Source organism: Bacillus sp. 03113, assembly GCF_006546985.1.
Lineage (GTDB): Bacteria > Bacillota > Bacilli > Bacillales > Cytobacillaceae > VATK01.
Genome location: NZ_VATK01000008.1, coordinates 72,442 through 91,405 on the forward strand (window position 1 = coordinate 72,442; position 18,964 = coordinate 91,405).

An 18,964-nucleotide genomic window follows, 5' to 3' on the forward strand; every position below is an offset into this window, starting at 1 on the left:
CAAATTGGAGCTGACATTTCCACATTAGTCAAAGGAAAAGCACACTCCATTTTACCTGAAAAGTGTGCTTAGAAAAACGTTATTTTGTTAATGCATGCTCCACTTTAATACAACGATCCATAACGACTGTATAGCCTTTTTCCTTTAGCATCTGAAAGGTTGGCTCATGGACGATTCCAAGCTGAGCCCAAAAAACATCAGCATCGATTTCGAGAAAATCCTCTCCAACCTCTGGGATAAATTCCGCTCTTCGAAACACATTGACAATGTCTATATGGCCTTCAATTTCTTGTAATCGAGCGACTGCTTTTACACCTAGTACTTGGTCAACCATTGGATTGACAGGGATGATTTCATAGCCTGCCTTTTGCATCGCTTCAGCAATCATAAAAGAGGTTCGATCAGGCTGGTCACTTAAGCCAACGACTGCAATTCGTTTTGCTTTTTTTAATATGGTACCGAGTTCTTCTCTAGATGGATTTTCAATACTCACATATGCCACTCCTTTTTCGTTTAACGATAGCGTTAATCTATATAAAAGTAAAGGAATGTAGAAAAGCGGAGGTGCCTTGACCATCGACGTACAAACTGGAAGTGCTTCGACTGAGATAAAGGACACACGATGAGAGAAAGCGAATCGATGTTGACTTATCGTAGGGAGAAGACCTGAAGTTTGCTAGTCGATAGGCGCTGAAGCTAGACAATGAACATAACTACCCAATGATTCTGTGGTAAATAGCCTTCGCAATCGTAGGCTCGTTCGTCCCATGGATTAAAGCACGTCCATCTTCAAATAATACGACACGATGGTTATCATACGTAAATGAAAGTAAGTAAGGATTTGTTTTTACGTCTTGACCAATTCCTTTAAGCTGTTGTGATAAATCCTTCAATGATAATGCTAATGGTAGAGCTGGTCTTATTTGAACCGTTTCTCTTCCACACAGCACCGCTGTTTTCATTTGTCTTTCATACGATAAGTAAGGTAAGGATGGTTGATGACCACATGATTCACACTGATGATTTTTAAAGCTTGCTACATTTATTTCTGCATGTTCATTTTTCCATATATCAAAAGATCGTAAGTGAGGCTCAAGTTCATATCCTGATACATACTTTAATACTTGGGTCACCTGATAAGCAGCTACCCATTGAACAATCGGGCCAATGACTCCAACCGTATCACAGGTTAAACCGTTGTATGGCAAATGAGCTAATAAACAATTCAGGCAGGGCGTTTTCCCCGGTATCACGGGATATGTAAGACCATAGCTCCCTACACAGGCTCCGAAAATAAAAGGAATGTGATACTTTAACGCGGCGTCGTTCATCAGCATTCTCGTTTCAAAATTATCCGTTGCATCAATGATGATTGTTTGATTTTTGATTAACTCTTCAATATTAGAGCAATTTATATCAGTGACAATGCTTTTTATCTCTACATCACGATTAATTTCTTTTAATCTAGTTTTCGCTGCTTGTGCTTTTGGCAACGAATTGATTGCGTCTTCTTCTCGATATAACTGCTGTCGCTGCAAATTGCTCCATTCGACATAATCACGATCTACAATGGTTACTGAGCCCACACCTGCTCGAACCAGCATTTCAGTACTTGCTGAACCAAGGGCACCCGCCCCCATGATGATCACCCGAGCAAATTGAAGCTTTTTCTGCCCTTCTTCGCCGATTGGAGAAAAAAGCTGCTGTCTGGAATAGCGATCATTCACGATGTGATCATTCCTGTAACAGGGCTGCTAGCAACGCCATAATTCTTCTCTTCTATTCTTCCAGCTTCATACCCAAGTCGGCCAGCTTCAATAGCTAACTTCATCGCATTTGCCATTTTTACAGGATCATTTGCACCAGCTACAGCGGTATTTAACAGGACGCCGTCAGCACCAAGCTCCATTGCACATGCAGCATCCTTTGGTGATCCAATTCCAGCATCTACAATGACAGGAATGGATGACTGCTCGATAATAAATGATAGATTAAGAGGATTGATAATCCCTTTCCCTGACCCAATTGGGGAAGCACCAGGCATGATAGCATGAACGCCAAGCTCTTCAAGTCTTCTTGCAAGTACGACGTCATCTGATGTATAAGGGAGGACGATAAAGCCTTCCTTTAAAAGAATTTCAGAGGCTTTTAACGTTTCAACTGGATCTGGCAGAAGTGATCTTTGACAACCAATGACCTCTACCTTAATCATATCACAAAGGCCACTAGCCTTTGCTAGCTTCGCAATTCGTACCGCTTCATCAGCTGTTTTTGCACCTGCTGTATTTGGAAGAAGTTTATATTTTGACAAATCCAGCTGTTCGAGAAAATTTGGTTGGCTTGGTTCAAAAATATTCATCCGTCTAACTGCAAAGGTTAAGATCTCAGCTTCTGACACCTTTACAGCTTCTTTTTGAACCTCAAATGATGGATATTTCCCGGTTCCTAATAATAGTCTTGATTGAAACGTATAATTGGCAATGGTTAACATGTTATCCTCCTCCTACAAAATGTATAAGTTCTATAGAATCTCCTGTCATAAGCTTCGTCTCGGAATATTGTTCTTTTTTTAAAATTTCTTTGTTCAATTCCACGATGACAATACGATTCGTTAATTGATAATGGTCAAGTAAATCTTGAATGGATTCTACATTGCTCGGCAATGTTACTTCTTGTCCATTTAGTTGAATATTCAAAATCTTCACCTCCTTAAGCTAGTAGAGAAGTCATGGCTTCGATCAATCTTAAAAGCTTCTAGCCAAGACTTATTTATTTGCTTTTTTAAAATAAGGCGGCTAATGATATCCCCAGTTCCTGGAGCAAGCAAAATTCCATTCCGATAATGCCCCGTCGCAAAAAACAAATGATCATCATCTGGATGTGCTCCAATAAAAGGTTTTTGATCAAAGGTTTGAGGACGTAATCCTGACCAAAATGATTCAATTTTTAATTGTTTTATCGCTGGAAGCATGGAAACAGCTCTTGTAAAAAGACGGCCCAACCCATCCATTGTATTGGCTTCAGTCCAATCATTTTCAACCATCGTTGCTCCAATAACGAGCTTTCCATTGTTTCTAGGGACGATATAGCATTGATCATGAAAAAGGGTATGATGAAGCGAAAAACGATCATTATATACAGCTAAGCACTCTCCTTTAACTGGAACTAACTTTTGAGCAATATCTAACTGTTGAAAAAAATGAGTGCTCCAAACTCCACTGGCAATAACCACAAACTCCGCCATCACAGTCCCTTTTGCTGTCTGTACTTGGTAGCAGTCACGATGTTTCGTGATTTGATGGACGGGTGTATGTTCCTGAATATCCGCCCCTAATAGCCCTGCACCTTTGGAAAAAGCCATACAGGTCTTACTCGGAATGACACTAACATCATCTTTTAAATAAGCAGCTCCGAGAATATGTTCTGATATCGACTCTTCTTCCTTTCTTACATCATCAGCACTAAGCCATTGAACGGTATCAAATTCTGAAAGTTTCATGCAATCTTCTTGATCTTTTTTTGTAAAGGCAAGTTTATAAATTCCACCTGTTTTAAGTCCAATATCAATACCTGTTAACGCCTGTAATTCATCTTTTAATTGAAAATACGAGAGCTGGCTGCTTCTAGCAAATGGATAAAAGGTTTCTAGCTCATCCCATTCTGAGTGTGCGCCTAGCATCCCTGCAGCAGCACTTGTTGCTTTAGAACCTATTTGGCCAGAATCAAAAACTGCTACCTTTACTTTCTCTTTTGCAAGGTGGTAGGCGATCGAACAACCAATAATACCTCCGCCAATTACCGCAACATCATAATGTGTTTTCATGTTATTCTCCTAACATAAGCTATGGTATTTCGAAGCTATTTTTATTGGATCCTCTGTGGAGAAAATTCCAGACATAACGGCTACACCATCTGCTTTAACTAGGTGTATCTTCCATATATTTTCCGGAAGGATCCCTCCGATTGCATAGACAGGAATGCAAAGATTCATTTTCATTTTTTCTAATTCATAAATTCCTCTAGGTCTTTTTCCTTCCTTACATTTCGTTTCATAAATATGCCCATATAAAACATAATCAGCACCTTGATGTTCAGCTTCAACTGCTTCTTCATATGAATGAATGGAACAACCGACCTTTAGCTGTGGAAATTTCTGCTTTACTGCCTTTACTTGAAGACCATGGGATGGGAGGTGTACATTTTGTATGTCTCCTAATAAAGCAATATCAAGACGATCATTAATAATCAATTTTCTTTTTGAAACATTGCCCTCTTCTAAAAGGTGAAGCAAGCGCATGATATCTGATGCTGTTTTCGTTTTTTCACGAATATGAATCCCGTCGACGATATCCTTGATTTGAATGATTTTCTTTGCTAAATCCTCAATCGAATGCCGGTCATCTGTAATTACATGAAGCTTCAGGATCTTTCACTCCTTTTTGAAACTATGATGTTGACCTGATCAGAAAGCGGCAGGTATCTTTTTGTTTCGAGTAAGCACCCTCAAAAAGTGAACCAATAATCACTATAAGTTTACTGCCTATTACTGAGGGTAAAACAATGATCCAATACCATTTAGACAAAAAGAAAAACCACTTCCTCATAAAAAGAAAGTGGTTTCATTATTTGTACGCAAAAAAACACAAATAAACAGTGCCACTTTCCTACGCAGGTACGAACCTGTTCAGGTTTTGAGGGTTTAAAAGTAACTACTTTATTCTCAGCCCTTATCAAGGGATCCCCTAGTGAATCTATTAATTAAATTAGTAGAATATTAAATTTACGTTCATCATACCATACCGATGAAATTATTCAAGGAATAAATAGCCAATTATACCGCTATTTATTTTTTCGCCACTGCTTTTTCCAATGAAAGGGCTGTCCAAGCCGATTCCGCAGCAAAGGATCGCGACCAACTCGCAATACCCGCTAGATTATATTTCGCAGCTAAACCAGCGCGTTTTTGTAGGGAAAGATCATCCTCAAGCCAAATCTTATACGTAATCCCTTTATTACCATCTACATATTCGGCATAATTTTGCCCGCTGTCTTCATCGTAGGAAGCTTGTATTTGATACTGATCAAGCCATTCCTTAACTTTATCCATAGAAAGAGCTTTCGAGTTTAACTTGCCATCCGCATGCTGTTCCCAAAGCCGAGAATATAATGGAACTCCTAAAATAAGCTTTTGAGGAGGGACGATTTTTAATAACTTTTGCAAATTCTCTTCTACCCATGGGAAACTAGCAACACTCCCTGCTTTTGGAGAAGAAGCCCAATGCTCATCATAAGCCATGACAATGAGATAATCAACAATCTCTGCCAGATGCTCTCTTTCATAGAAAGCTGACCAATTTCCTTCAGTGATGAATGTAATATCCATGGAGACAAGTAACCCTGCTTCATGAAAGTAAGGGGTAGCCTCTCGGACAAATTGGGTGACAAGAGGACCATCCTCGGCCTGTACATTTTCAATATCGATATTTATTCCATTTAATTGGTAGTTTTGACTATAAAGCAACAATTGACGAATGATTTGCTGCCTTGTTTGAAAATCTTTAAAAGCTTCATGTGTAAGGGTTGGATTAAAGTCATTTGAAAAAAGACCCCATACTTGATATCCTCTTGCTTTTGCCCAATTGACATAGTCTAGCGACCCCATGTTTTTCACATTCCCAATGGTTTGATCGAGTTTAAACCAGGTTGGAGAAACGACATTGACACCAGGCATTTGTCCAATTTTGGACGGATCAGGGTTTCTCTTGTAAACCGCCTCCCATGTTAATTGGATAGGTCCTTGAATAGGGGTTAGCACAGCTTCTTTTTGTTCATGTTTAATTACGACTTTATTTGTTTGACGAATCGATATTAAGTTCTTTTGTATGAAACCTGCGACCCCATTTTCTTTTCTAACAAAATAGTAATCTTCTACTTGTTTTTCAACAAAGAGAGAATCATTTTTATTAACATCTTCTGTATAAGGAGATCGTAAGCTAGGTTTTGTTCTTAATCGCAGCTTACCTTTATGTGCATTCTGATCCGTTACCATTCCCATTTTAAGCACATCACCATCCATGTCAATTTTGACAGCATTCGTATGCGGTAAAATAGAGTATTGAATGGGATAATAATCAAGGATTAGATTCAGCGACATATACAGTTTCCCATCTTTGTCTTTAAGTGGTGGAAACTGCAGCTCAACAGGCTCTTGATTAATGAAATAAGTTAATGACTCTGTAGGCATCTGTATAACCTTATCCTTCGTGGTAATGATAATGCTGGTTGATTGTTGATCATAAAAAATACTTTTATCTATGTATTTTTTTACAAAATCGACTGGCAAGAAAACCGTTTCTTTTTCGATGATTGCATTTGCCTCTTGCTTTCCTTTAAATATAACTGGATTTTCCCCTGAAAAGTAATCTACCTTTTCATGCGAAGATAGAGGATTAAAAAGGAAATAAAGGCTTGAGGTAATCAGCAAAAAAGCAAGAATGAGACCAAAGATGATCCCTTTTCTTGACATAGTGTTCCTCTTATTTACTTCGATTTGACCCATTTTATCCCCCTTTCATAATACAAAGAGGAATATTCATTATTCTTCCCCATCTATTAAGACGAAAATCATATCTGATAGGTTTCAAAATTTGCAGCTATTACTGTTACCATTTAGTATCCCCAAAAAATAAGACCTGCACCGGCACCAAGCAAGACAACACTCCATGGAGGAAGCTTCCAAAAGATGAGCAATCCAAACAAGCACGCAGCTAAAGCAATATGAGACGGTAAAAGAATCGCACTCGTGAAAATTGGATCATAAAATGCCGAAAGTAATATCCCTACAACACCTGCATTAATGCCCTTCAAAGCTTTTTGTACTGATTGTATTTTGCGGGCTTGTTCCCAAAAAGGCAAAACGCCAATCACAAGTAAAAAAGCTGGGAGAAAGATCGCAAAAGTAGCTATTAAAGCTCCGACCCAACCATGGATATCACTTCCTAAAAAAGCAGCAAACGTAAATAATGGGCCTGGTACAGCCTGTGCAGCACCATATCCAGCTAAAAAGAATTCTTTTGTCATCAAGCCTTCAGGTACTAACGATTTCTCTAACAAGGGGAGTACGACATGGCCTCCGCCAAAGACAAGAGCCCCACTGCGATAAAATCGGTCAAATATAAAAATGTCGATTTGATTCATAAAAGAACTAATAATAGGTAAAAGGATCAACAATCCAGCAAATAAACCTAATGCCACGAGACCAGTCCTTTTTTTAATTGGGACAGAAAAATGATTCAGCTGCTTGTCCGTACTTTCATTTAGAAAAAATCTGCCAATCAATCCAGCAATGAGCAAAACTAGGATTTGAGATAAATACGATTCCCATAATAGCGTGATCACTGCAGCACCAATGGCAATAGAAGCGGTCTTTTTTTCATTAGCAAGCTGTTTTCCCATACTTAATACCGCTTGTAAAACGATAACAGCTGCCACTATTTTTAATCCTTGAATCCACCCTGCATTTGCGAAATCTTGGTTATTGATTAACATGGCAAAAACCATTAAGGCAATAACCGAGGGTGTCGTAAATCCTAAAAAGGAAACAATTCCACCTAGAATTCCACCTCTCATGATGCCAATACCAATACCTACCTGACTACTTGCCGGACCAGGTAAAAACTGGCATAATGAAACAAGATCTGCGTATGCTTTCTCATCTAACCATTTCTTTCTTTTTACATACTCATGATAAAAATATCCTAAATGAGCAGTCGGACCACCAAATGAAGTGAGACCTAATTTTAATGACACGAAAAAAAGTTCTTTTAATCTCTTTCTTATCGTAAAACTTCCAATCATAATGTTATTTGACCTCCGTTTCAACACTTTTCATTTATCATATCAAAGACATTCATCTTATAGCATCCATCATGGATGGACTTTACACAAAATTAACAGAATAAGAAAGCCAAAGTTTAATCACATTGTTATTATGTATGAAATAACTTAACGTACTTGTTAAATTTATTTGTGTTTTTCCACTAATCTAGTGTGTTTTTCGAAAATAGTGATACAATATACTAGCAATAGTAAAGTATGAAGGAGAAATTTCATGGTAGTATACGGACTCATCTTTCTAATCGCCTATTTACTCGGCTCCATTCCATCCGGTCTCATTGTCGGAAAAACTTTTTATGGGGTAGATATTAGGGAACATGGAAGTGGCAATTTAGGCGGAACAAATACATTTCGCACACTAGGGGTAAAAGCAGGTTTAACTGTCACCATTGCCGATATTTTAAAAGGAACTTTAGCAACGGCACTTCCCTTCTTTTTTCAATCAGAACTTAATCCATTAATTGTGGGAATTTTTGCTGTAGTCGGACATATATACCCGATATTTGCAGGATTTAAAGGTGGAAAAGCAGTAGCAACATCCGCAGGAATCATATTAGGAGTTGCACCTCTCCTTTTTCTTGTTTTAATAGCTTCCTTTTTCTTAAGCTTATATTTAACAAAGTATGTTTCACTCTCATCCATGGCGAGCGGATTAATTGGTGTATTTTATGCTATTATTATTTGGAAGCCATTGTTGATCGGCATTATGCTTATTTTGACGTCCTTTGTCATTTATAGACATCGTGCAAATATAAAAAGAATTCTAAACAAAACAGAGCCTAAAGTAAAATGGTTATAAATACCTAGAAGAGCCCTTAATATTTAATAAGGGCTCTTCTTTCAAAAAAATACTATCATCTTTCCGATTTGAAAAATCAGTTATTACCCCGATTTTTCTTTTATTTTGTCTCATCAATAGTCCTTTGCTCGTATTGAAATTCAATGTTTCGATCTGATATTATTTGATTAATTCCTTTTTGTTCCTTTTTTATTCAAGAAGTAAGAATTTAGACATATCTTGAGAATTTTCGTCATAGATTAATAGTAGAAACGATGAATAGTGAATTGAAAGAAATATGTAATGTTTGAATGCGTGAATAAACCTAAACTTCATTAATACATTCATATTCTCTCAATATATTATTATGTTGTAAGGATGGTGTTCCATGAATTTTACTATGAGTCTATTAGAAAATCTTCCTTTTCCCTATTTTCATATTGATAATCGTTATAACATTATTAGTTCTTCCCTTGATACAAATTCCTCATTCCTTATTACAGAGTTCATTATGGAAAAAGCTAGTTTTGAAACATTTCTTTTTCAATCAACATGTCATGTTCCCCATGAATTTCATTTAAGTTTAGATGGAATAAATGTATTGCATCTAATATACAAAGTAGAGGACAACAATCATTATCACCTTTTTTGCTACCCAGTCCAAGCAGCTAATCAAAACATTAAACCTAATCAATTTCAATCAATTAGCTTCCCTCCATACCTCTATGAAGCTTGTTCAAAGAAAATTACTCGAGAAAGTAGAGAATTTAGTCTAAATAAAGATTATGAAGCAAATATTGAAAAGCTTGCTGCAGGTATTGCACATGAAATACGAAATCCCTTAACAACAATTAAAGGGTTTCTACAGTTATTAGCTCCTACATTAAAAGAGGTTGGAAAAGAAACCTATGGTGAAATTGCTTTGGATGAAATCAATCGAGCAAATGAAATTATATCGGAATTTTTAAATTCTTCAAGGCCACTGAAAAATAAAGAAGAGATCACACAAATTAATCAACAAATTAATGAACTTACCATGCTTTACGAAAGTGAAGCCAAGCTTAGAAATATTAAAATATTAACATGCTTATCAAAAGAAAATTTAAGGGTATATATTGATCAAAAACAGCTAAAGCAGGTTCTTGTCAATATGATGAGAAATGCCATTGAGGCTATTGAAGGGGATCCAAACAGAATAAATGGAATTATTGAAATTTCAACCTATCGTCGTATGAACAGTACAATTATTTGTATAAAGGACAACGGCTGCGGGATATCTAACGAAGTTGTTCAAAAGCTCTTTATGCCTTTTTACACAACAAAAAAAGAAGGAACAGGAATTGGTTTATCAATATGTAAAAAAATCATTCAAAATCATGGTGGTGATATTTCAATCCAAAGTAAGAAGGGCGAAGGTACGAAGATTTGCATCCAGTTACCTCTTCATGCTGATCCTCAAAGCTAGCATTCGCCTAGATCGATCAAATATCATATAATAAGAAGAACTCACCATTTTTTAAAAGGAAGGAGCAGATTGAATGAACATTCATATCTGTGATGAAGCAGCAACGTGGTATAAAGAAGAGATGCTTCTAAAAGAGGGCGACTTTATTAGATTTTTTGCTCGTTACGGTGGCTGCAGTACGGTTCAACAAGGCTTCTCATTAGGAATTTCTAATGAAAAACCTTTTGATATAGGAATTCAAACGACTAAAGATGGAATTACTTTTTTTATTGAAGAAAAAGATTTATGGTATTTTGATAATCATGACTTAGTCGTTGATTTTAACAAAGAAATGGATGAACCCATCTATCGTTATCTCGAATAAATAAAGTGAAACTTCATTAAGTGGGAGTATTACTCCCCGTTAATGTGGGATAAAACGTCATTCATTTTTAAACAATCTCATCGGTCATATGTGGTAAGATAGAGCATTTTACCACATATGATCAAACAAACGCTCTTTTTCTAAAATTTCTTTTTGTCTATTTCCTAGTAAATCAAAATGAGAATACCCATCGTTTCTTATATGAATCCATTCTTTTTGTAAACCGTATTGCTCTCCCCATTTTGCAAGTTTTTCAAGATCATTGCACCCTACCTTTGTCACGGTTTTACTGCTTGGGAAACGATCATCTAGCCAATAATGGGTTAAAAAAGCAATTTCGCCTTCATCTATTTTTTTCTTCCAATTAACTAAATCCTTCCTTTTGATCCCAAAGGCCAATATCAATCCCTCATTTTTCCTTGTTATTGAAAATTATAAAATAGTTGGTTGTTGAAAATTATGAACATTATGGATCGACGTCCAGCTCCGACGTACAGGACGTACTAGTCCCGATTTTGCCATAGGATGTGGCGTTCTTAATTGGCCAACGCCTATCGACTATCAAACTTCAGGCCTTCTCCCTACGATAAGTCAACATCGATTCGCTGTCACTCATCGTGTATCCTTTATTACGTTGTAACGGGCAGTAAGATTTTACATAAAAAATGGATAGTAGATAAAAAACTGCCCGTAAAAACCTGATCTGCTTAGCTAACTATCAGGGGAAAAGAACATCCCCTGATAGAAGGTTCGCCTTATCTCAGTCGAAGTCCCTCCAGTTTGTACGTTGATGATCATGGCGTTTACGCTTTTAGTTCTTTCTTTTTGTTTCTTTCATAAGCTTCGTGCCATTTAGGATACAGTCGTTTAAAAACGATCGGCCTAAACGTTTCTTTCTTAACACACACATGCTTTGAAAGAGCAGTAACAGCAACCTGACCATCAAATGTTTCGATTTCATATCCATATGTAACTCTTATACCATCGTATTCTTCCACCCATGTTTTCACAAGAGCCTTTTCTCCGTATCGTACTGGTTTTTTGTAGGATATTTGTATATCTAAAACAGGTGAAACAATCCCGTCTTTTTCCATTTCGGCATAATTAAATCCAAGATCTTCAATGAGCGATGTCCTCCCAAGCTCCATCCAAATCAAATAATTCGCATGATACACCACACCCATTTGATCTGTTTCGGCATACCGAACCTCAATTTCCTTTGTTGAAACAAACATTAGGAACCTCCTCTATTCCATTTTTCTAACGCTTTATTTAAATCATAAGGTAAAAGATACGAGGATTGCTTTAACAATTCATTCTCGTCTTTTTCATCTAATAATCTTAAAGCTTGTACTTGAATCGCTTCATCAATTACATTGGTTGCAAAACGACCATTCCCGTTAATATGCGAATAGTTAAGTCTATCTACTATAAATTGCTCGGCTTCATTCGTTAACTTTAAATGATAGGTAGCGGCATAGTTTTTCATAATGAAGATAAGCTCTTCAATCGTATAATCTTTAAAGTGAAAAAATTTCTTAAATCGAGATTTTAAACCGGGATTACTTTCGAGTAGCTTTTCCATTTCATTTGGATACCCTGACAGAATCACGACTAAATTCTCATTGTGTTTCGTCATTTCATCCACAAGAGTATCAATCGCTTCCTTTGCAAAATCACCAGCTGTTTCACTTAGTAGAGAATAAGCTTCATCAATAAATAAGACCCCGCCTAATGCTTCTCGTATTTTCTTTTTTGTCTTTAAGGCAGTTTGGCCAACATATCCAGCAACGAAATCGGCTCTGCTTGTTACAAGAAGATGGCCTCTCTTTAAGATTCCATTTTTCTTTAATAGCTCAGCATATAAAGTTGCAACGGTCGTTTTACCTGTACCTGCGTTTCCAAAAAACACAGAATGGAATTGTATAGGTATAACAGGCAACCCATGCTCTCTCCTTATTTTTTGTATGTTTATCAAGGATTGGAAGGATTTCATTTCTTCTTTAATCTCATGTAAACCGATTAATTGATCCAGCTTTTCTTGAGGATCAATCAATTTTTCTTCCTCTTTTACTTTAAAATCCTCTCGTTCCAAAAGACTATATTGCACAATGCTCCTATTAACCACTTTAGTGGATCCTTTTTTAAAAATAGCATCTAATACAATATTTTTCACAGTCCTAGCATTACCAAAAGTGTCATCTACACGTTCTTTTTCGATTCTTTGCAGAAGCTCTAATTTCCCTTCATCCGCTAATAAATAGTCGTTGTCCATGGCAAATTTTTCAGCTATTTGTAGTAGTTCTTCATTTGTATAATCAGGCAAATGAATTTGATTCGAATGTGGAAATCTACTTCTTAAGCCAGGATTTGCATCAAGAAATTGACGCATTTCATCTGGATATCCAGCTAAAATAACCGAAAATTTCCCTCCGTATTCCTTCCCAGTCATTAAAGAAACTAACGTGTCAATAACTGTTTGGCCATAATCATTCCCAGATTGACCTTCTCTTTTTAGACTGTATGCTTCATCAATAAATAAAACGCCTCCTAAAGCTTGTTCAACCAGCCTCCGAACGTTTTCTTCTGATTGTCCGATATAACCTCCTACAAGCTGTGACCGATCTGCCTCTATAAATCTTTCGCTAGGCAATACACCAAGCTCAAAATAAATTTTTGCTAATAATCGAGCCAATGAGGTTTTTCCAGTCCCTGGATTTCCTGTAAAAATCATATTGAGACTCATTTCATCATTCATATGAAATCCAAGAGATTTTCTAGTTTTTTGATACTTTAAAAATTGGTAATAATTATTTACGCGAGCCTTAACAGAATTCAATCCAATCATATGATTAAGATCGATCAAAGAGCTGCTTGTTGAATGAATATTTTGTTGCTGCTTGGAAAAGAGACTCCTCCATTCACCCTTTATCTTCTCCAATTCTACCAAGTTAGGCTTCATTTCTTCATAATGAGCAGATGTATAAAACACACCGCTAATCGATTGATCGTATTCATTTGCAGCTTTCAATAATAACTCTGTTATTTGTATACTTTGATCTAACCATTTAATAATGGTTTCATATATAGAAATAAATGATGACTGGTTTAAAGACTTCAAAATGCGAAGATTTTTTATTAGTTTCTCTTTTTCGTTCTCTGCATCATTTAAAAATTCCTTACAAATATGAATGTATTGCTCTGCTATCCTCTTTTTTGCCGTACGATTATCAGTTTCTCTTATCGAAGGAAAGGTAAGTTGATCAAGAAAATTCTCATAATCCTCCCACTCATAAAAGGTTAAAAACTCCACTGCTCGTTGATTTTCAGGATCTAACTGGATCGCTTTATTAAGCCATGCAATTGCGATTGTATCTTTTTCGAGCTTCTTTATTCTTGTTAAAGCCACCATCGTTAACAAAGTGGATACTAACTCTGGATGAGATTCTTCTTCTAATCGCTGTAATTCCTTTAATACATTTTCTTCATTATTTATGTAACCGTTTCTATTTATTTCATTTTCCCATTCTCTCAATTGTTGAACTAAATAGGCATGTTTCATATCCTCTGGATTCATTTGACCACATCTCTTTAATATATTCCAAGACCATCTTACCATACAAAAAGACTTGATCACAAAGGATCAAGCCTTAACAAGAAAATATTAAAACTCTGATTGATTCAAGGCTGGGTTGCTCTCATCTTCTATTTCAGCACGCATTGCATTAATACTATTTTCTCGCCGCTTATTTTTTTCTTGAATTTGTAAACTTTGTTCAGCACTTTCACTATCTTTCAATGAATTTTCTGCTTTCTCAAAATTGTCAATCGTATCATTAATCATCGATTGAAGCTTTGCTACATTATCACTACGATCATCTGGATTTGGCTGATCCCAAGTCATAACATTTCCTCCTTATATCAAAAGTCTTGATTAGTTTGTGATTATTTTAAAAAATTATAATGATAAAAATGAAACTGCCTAAATAGTACAAAAGACAAATATAAAAACTCGCCTGCGATTGTAGACGAGTTTCCATTTTTAATATGAATACTAGGTGTGATTTTTCAATCAGCTAGAGTGCCATCTTCACCCGATTCATAAACGTTTCATCGAGCTGAAACGTGTTCACTTATTCACCTTTAGTTTGAATCACTTGTGGATGTTCGCCAGATTGATCCTGCATTTTTTTTCCGTTGTTACCACCAAAGCTTTTTGGTTGTGTGCCAATATGATTGGGAACAAAATCTTTACTGTTTCTTTTCGGATTACTCATATAATCTCCTCCTTAAGTATTAACATATCCTAAATAAAGAAATTTTATGAGAAAGAAAAAAAGACTGATTATTCCGCTTTGCTTAGTCGTTTTTTTTCTATTTTTTCTTCAATTTTTTCAATAGCTACACGATCATTTAATAATTGACGCTTATTTTCTAATACAAGCTCAGAAAAAGATCTCTTCCTTTTACTTCTCATATTATCACCATCCTTATCTCTATTGTAATAGTTATTATTACCTATAACCGTCCTAATTATTACAAATTTTCGAAAATTTATATTATTTATAACATTACGTTTTCTTCTCGTGTCGATACGATCCATAAGATTCATTTTTCCATCTTATCAATATACTCTTTCATCATTTCTTTTGTCATAGCTGAATAATGCATTTGCTTAATCACTCCCTTTTCATCTATAAAGAATGTAGTAGGAATAGTTAGAACTTGATAAAGCTCATTGACAATATCTTTTTCATCAAGCAGGATGGGAAAATGAATGTTCATTTTTTGGACATATGAACGAACTTCAAATTGAGGATCAATATTTACCGCTAAAATAACCACATCATCATTTTCATCAGAAAATTTTTGCATTTCTGGCATTTCAACTCTACATGGTGGACACCAAGTAGCCCAGAAATTTAAGATGACTTTTTTCCCTCGATAATCAGAAAGTTTAACCTTTTCTCCAAATAAATTCGTTAATTCAAAATCCGGAGCATTAGACCCTATACTTGGCTCATTTCGTAAAGCTGCATGGATTATCTTTTCTTGAAACCCTGTAGCAATAATTAATAAACTAAGGATCAATGATAAACATACTATTTTATTGAACACATTGTTCCCCCTTTAGTTATGTATTTACTTCTGTATTTTCTTCTTATATATTGTGCCCTTATGAAGAGAAAAATAAAAAAAGTGCAACACATTTTAGCATTGCACCAGTTTTATCACCCTTGCTACCTTTTGTTCATCCTCTATAAGTAGCATTTTTTCCTTCTTCACTGTTCTACCTCAATATTTATATTCAATGATTTGCCACACATATCTCAACTTTTTTTAGAAAACGAGAAAAAAGACGGTATTCTTATTCGAATACCGCCAAAAATCGTTCTTTTTATACCATATCGGTTATCAATTTGTAAAAAGAAGGAAACTTTTTCCTATTAATTCTTATAATTGATTAAATGCCTCAGTTAAGATTGGTACAATTTGTTTCTTTCTAGAAACGACTCCTTTTAATAAGGCAGTATTATTATTCAAAGTTACGTTATAGGCTTTTTCTACAACAGATGCCTTGCTGCCTAATGAAAGAGCAACAGAATCATTATTTAAAATATCTGTGACGACTAATAAAAATAAGTCTAATTCTTTTTCTGCAATGACTTTTGTAAGCGCAGCTTCTAATTCTTCTTGACGAGCTAATACATCATTTGTATCAACAGCATTTACTTGGGCTATTTCAACTTTGTTGCTACCCATTTGAAATTCCTTGGCATCAATTGAAATAAGCTGCTCGATTGTTTTATCACTTAAATCTGCTCCAGCTTTTAGCATTTCAAGGCCATATTGATTCGCATCAACTTCTGCAATTTTTGCTAATTCCTGCGCAGCAGCAACGTCTTGATCGGTACAAGTCGGAGATTTAAATAACAATGAGTCTGAAATAATAGCTGATAGCATTAAGCCAGCAATTTTCTTCTCAATTTTGATGTTATTCTCTTTGTAAAGTTTATTTAAAATGGTTGCAGTACATCCGACTGGCTCTGCACGGTAATATAATGGATCACTTGTCTCAAAATTAGCAATACGATGATGATCAATTACTTCTAATACAGTTACTTTATCAATATCATTTGCGCTTTGTTGACGCTCATTATGATCGACTAAAATAACTTGATTAACTTCAGAAGCTACTTCTTCTATGTAACGTGGTGCCTCAGTTTGAAAATAGTTTAACGCATGTTCCGTTTCACCATTAATATCTCCAAGACGAACTGGCTCAGCATTCATTCCTAGTTTTGTTTTTAGATCCGCATATGCAATGGCAGAACAGATTGTATCTGTATCAGGATTTTTATGACCAAATATTAATACTTTTTCCATTACGTATCTCCTTACTAAAAAATATTTGTTTAAAGGGGATATATATCAATTCCCAAAACCTATTTTAACACAAAAAAGTCATTTTTCATCTACTACCTTTTATTAAATGAAAAATATCTGTGAGTATGTATGTAAAGTTAATTTGTTATAGCAGAGAATTTAGTTTTAGTTGATTATATGATTCCTTCTATTTGTAAGGGTTTCAACCTTTATTTAAATACAAAAAAGCTAAAAGTACATGTAAAGTACCTTTAGCTTTTTTGGCAAAAATCTCAGAAAGAAAACTAAGATTAGAATTTAGCTTTATAATTTTCAATTTCCCAAGAATGAACAGCTGTACGGTAGCTATCCCACTCAGCTTTTTTAGCTGCTAAATACTCACCAAATACATGCTCACCAAGAGTTTTAAGTCCGATTTCGCCAGATTCTAGCTCAGCAATTGCACCTTCTAAGCTTCCAGGAAGATTTTCAATTCCAAGTTCAGCACGACGATCTTCAGACATGTGGAAAATATCTTCATTAATTGCAGCAGGAGCTTTTAATCCTTTTTCAATTCCATCAAGACCTGCAGAAGCGATTACTGCAAATGTTAAATATGGATTTGAAGATGGGTCTGGACAACGTAATTCAACACGAGTTGCTAAACCTTTTTTAGCAGGGATACGGATTAAAGCAGAACGGTTAGATGCTGACCATGCGATGTAGCAAGGTGCTTCATATCCTGGTACTAAACGCTTATAAGAGTTAACAAGTGGATTAGTAACAGCTACGAAGCTTTTTACGTTTTCAATAACACCTGCAATAAAGGAATAAGCAGCTTCAGAAAGTTGAATTGAATCCTTTTCATCGTAGAAAGCATTTTCGCTGCCTTTGAAGAAAGACATGTTTACATGCATACCAGAACCGTTGATTCCGAATACAGGTTTTGGCATAAATGTAGCATGTAATCCATTTTGTTTAGCAATAGTTTTTACAACCCATTTATATGTAGTTGATAAGTCTGCTGCAGTTAAAGCATCTGCATATTTAAAGTTAATTTCATGCTGACCTTCTGCTACTTCATGGTGTGAAGCCTCAATAGTGAAGCCCATTGCTTTTAATGCACGATATATATCTAAACGAACACGCTCGCCAAAGTCTTTTGGAGATGGCTCGAAGTAACCGCCATTATCGCCTAGTTTCGAAGTTGGGTTTCCATCTTCATCTGTTTGGAATAAGAAAAATTCTAATTCAGGACCAACTGAAATGCTGTATCCTTTTTCAGCAGCTTTTGCAACAGTATTTTTCAATACGTTACGAGTATCGCCATCAAATAGAGTACCATCAGGATTTGTAACTGAGCAAAGGAAACGAGCTTCAGAATATCCTTCTTCTTCAGTCCAAGGTAAAACAGCAAAAGTTGCTAAATCAGGTTGTAAATATAAGTCAGATTTGTTAATAGGAGAAAAACCTTTAATAGAAGAACCATCAAACATGATTTTTCCTTCAACAACATCTTCTAATTGCGCAGCAGTTACTGTTACATTTTTTAAAATACCTTCAATGTCAACAAATTGTAAGTGTAATAATTCTACACTTTTCTCTTTAACTGTTTCTTGAATTGTTTCAAGACTAATAGTCTTTGTTCCTGTCATGTTAGATAACCTCACATTCAATGATCAAATTTATTACATGAGACTATTATATTGAAATACCCTCATATTTACAATGGTTTTCAGAAAATTTTTTCTGCTTTTTTTTATAATTCAAATCGAAAACGTTACCAATCCTGTTATAATAGCAAGTCCATATTAAACAAAATCATTAAAAACTTAAGTATCTTCAAAATAATAATAATTTTAAAAATTATCAATTTTCCAAAGAAAACCCTTATTGTTAGCGTTTTCTCTTTAGTTTTCTTCATATTGCGATGCTTTTTAATATTTTGAATCTCGAAATAAATAAATTATATTACTTTTAACAAATGCAGATATCTACATCGATAGGGTGTCCTAATTTATCAATATTTAAGATGAGGTAAATTTTACATTTTAAGTGAAATCTGATCGCAATTCCGAACCAACTAAAATATTGA

20 protein-coding genes and 1 riboswitch are annotated in these 18,964 nt (G+C 35.4%); of the genes, 3 read left to right on the plus strand and 17 right to left on the minus strand.

Annotation, left to right across the window (positions count from 1 at the left end):
* Nucleotides 1–79: 79 nt before the first annotated feature.
* The 8 genes from FDO66_RS09130 to chrA all read right to left on the minus strand — a co-directional run bounded on the left by FDO66_RS09130 (nt 80) and on the right by chrA (nt 7,857).
* Nucleotides 80–493 (minus strand): CoA-binding protein, encoded by a 414-nt coding sequence (locus FDO66_RS09130; protein WP_141432339.1) that lies wholly within the window; start codon nt 491–493, stop codon nt 80–82.
* Nucleotides 494–713: 220 nt separating this feature from the next.
* Nucleotides 714–1,727, minus strand: a complete 1,014-nt coding sequence (locus tag FDO66_RS09135) for a ThiF family adenylyltransferase (protein ID WP_141432340.1) — start codon at nt 1,725–1,727, stop codon at nt 714–716.
* Nucleotides 1,724–2,491 carry a thiazole synthase gene (locus FDO66_RS09140; protein ID WP_141432341.1) on the minus strand — a complete coding sequence of 256 codons (768 nt, stop codon included), beginning with the start codon at nt 2,489–2,491 and terminating at the stop codon, nt 1,724–1,726. The genes FDO66_RS09135 and FDO66_RS09140 overlap by 4 nt, the downstream gene beginning before the upstream one ends.
* Before the next feature lies 1 nt (nt 2,492).
* Entirely contained in the window at nt 2,493–2,696 is a 204-nt protein-coding gene (gene thiS / locus FDO66_RS09145) for a sulfur carrier protein ThiS (protein ID WP_141432342.1), read from the minus strand.
* Nucleotides 2,697–2,701: 5 nt separating this feature from the next.
* The gene (gene thiO / locus FDO66_RS09150) at nt 2,702–3,823 is read right to left on the minus strand and encodes a glycine oxidase ThiO (protein ID WP_141432343.1); all 1,122 of its coding nucleotides are present in this window, start codon (nt 3,821–3,823) and stop codon (nt 2,702–2,704) included.
* Nucleotides 3,824–3,832: 9 nt separating this feature from the next.
* On the minus strand, nt 3,833–4,423 hold the full coding sequence (tenI, locus tag FDO66_RS09155; protein WP_141432344.1) for a thiazole tautomerase TenI: 591 nt from the start codon (nt 4,421–4,423) through the stop codon (nt 3,833–3,835).
* 221 nt (nt 4,424–4,644) lie between these two features.
* Nucleotides 4,645–4,754, minus strand: a riboswitch (TPP riboswitch).
* 89 nt (nt 4,755–4,843) lie between these two features.
* On the minus strand, nt 4,844–6,559 hold the full coding sequence (locus FDO66_RS09160) for a glycosyl hydrolase family 18 protein (protein ID WP_141432345.1): 1,716 nt from the start codon (nt 6,557–6,559) through the stop codon (nt 4,844–4,846).
* A gap of 110 nt (nt 6,560–6,669) precedes the next feature.
* Nucleotides 6,670–7,857 carry a chromate efflux transporter gene (gene chrA, locus FDO66_RS09165; RefSeq protein ID WP_141432346.1) on the minus strand — a complete coding sequence of 396 codons (1,188 nt, stop codon included), beginning with the start codon at nt 7,855–7,857 and terminating at the stop codon, nt 6,670–6,672.
* Nucleotides 7,858–8,110: 253 nt separating this feature from the next.
* On the opposite strand from chrA, the gene plsY reads away from it, so the two are divergent.
* The 3 genes from plsY (at nt 8,111) to FDO66_RS09180 (ending at nt 10,503) form a co-directional block, all read left to right on the plus strand.
* Nucleotides 8,111–8,695 (plus strand): glycerol-3-phosphate 1-O-acyltransferase PlsY, encoded by a 585-nt coding sequence (gene plsY / locus FDO66_RS09170; RefSeq protein WP_141432347.1) that lies wholly within the window; start codon nt 8,111–8,113, stop codon nt 8,693–8,695.
* A 367-nt stretch (nt 8,696–9,062) separates the two neighbouring features.
* A complete protein-coding gene (locus FDO66_RS09175; RefSeq protein ID WP_141432348.1) occupies nt 9,063–10,139 on the plus strand; it encodes an ATP-binding protein in 1,077 nt (358 codons plus the stop codon).
* 73 nt (nt 10,140–10,212) lie between these two features.
* Complete coding sequence (locus tag FDO66_RS09180) at nt 10,213–10,503, plus strand: HesB/YadR/YfhF family protein (protein WP_141432349.1); 291 nt, start codon at nt 10,213–10,215, stop codon at nt 10,501–10,503.
* 108 nt (nt 10,504–10,611) lie between these two features.
* Here the strand turns inward: FDO66_RS09180 and FDO66_RS09185 are convergent, their stop codons facing one another.
* The 9 genes from FDO66_RS09185 to glnA all read right to left on the minus strand — a co-directional run bounded on the left by FDO66_RS09185 (nt 10,612) and on the right by glnA (nt 18,524).
* Nucleotides 10,612–10,902 (minus strand): hypothetical protein, encoded by a 291-nt coding sequence (locus tag FDO66_RS09185; RefSeq protein ID WP_141432350.1) that lies wholly within the window; start codon nt 10,900–10,902, stop codon nt 10,612–10,614.
* 404 nt (nt 10,903–11,306) lie between these two features.
* Nucleotides 11,307–11,738 carry an acyl-CoA thioesterase gene (locus FDO66_RS09190; protein ID WP_141432351.1) on the minus strand — a complete coding sequence of 144 codons (432 nt, stop codon included), beginning with the start codon at nt 11,736–11,738 and terminating at the stop codon, nt 11,307–11,309.
* Nucleotides 11,738–14,122 carry an AAA family ATPase gene (locus FDO66_RS09195; protein ID WP_258535677.1) on the minus strand — a complete coding sequence of 795 codons (2,385 nt, stop codon included), beginning with the start codon at nt 14,120–14,122 and terminating at the stop codon, nt 11,738–11,740. The genes FDO66_RS09190 and FDO66_RS09195 overlap by 1 nt, the downstream gene beginning before the upstream one ends.
* 45 nt (nt 14,123–14,167) lie before the next feature.
* The gene (gene tlp, locus FDO66_RS09200) at nt 14,168–14,407 is read right to left on the minus strand and encodes a small acid-soluble spore protein Tlp (RefSeq protein WP_141432353.1); all 240 of its coding nucleotides are present in this window, start codon (nt 14,405–14,407) and stop codon (nt 14,168–14,170) included.
* A 229-nt stretch (nt 14,408–14,636) separates the two neighbouring features.
* Nucleotides 14,637–14,780 (minus strand): acid-soluble spore protein N, encoded by a 144-nt coding sequence (locus FDO66_RS09205; protein WP_141432354.1) that lies wholly within the window; start codon nt 14,778–14,780, stop codon nt 14,637–14,639.
* A gap of 68 nt (nt 14,781–14,848) precedes the next feature.
* A complete protein-coding gene (locus FDO66_RS09210) occupies nt 14,849–14,980 on the minus strand; it encodes an FbpB family small basic protein (protein ID WP_141432355.1) in 132 nt (43 codons plus the stop codon).
* A 131-nt stretch (nt 14,981–15,111) separates the two neighbouring features.
* Complete coding sequence (locus FDO66_RS09215; RefSeq protein WP_141432356.1) at nt 15,112–15,621, minus strand: peroxiredoxin family protein; 510 nt, start codon at nt 15,619–15,621, stop codon at nt 15,112–15,114.
* Nucleotides 15,622–15,957: 336 nt separating this feature from the next.
* Nucleotides 15,958–16,890: a manganese-dependent inorganic pyrophosphatase gene (locus FDO66_RS09220; RefSeq protein WP_141432357.1), complete on the minus strand. Its 933-nt coding sequence runs from the start codon at nt 16,888–16,890 to the stop codon at nt 15,958–15,960.
* A 290-nt stretch (nt 16,891–17,180) separates the two neighbouring features.
* Nucleotides 17,181–18,524: a type I glutamate--ammonia ligase gene (glnA, locus tag FDO66_RS09225; protein WP_141432358.1), complete on the minus strand. Its 1,344-nt coding sequence runs from the start codon at nt 18,522–18,524 to the stop codon at nt 17,181–17,183.
* Nucleotides 18,525–18,964 lie beyond the last annotated feature (440 nt).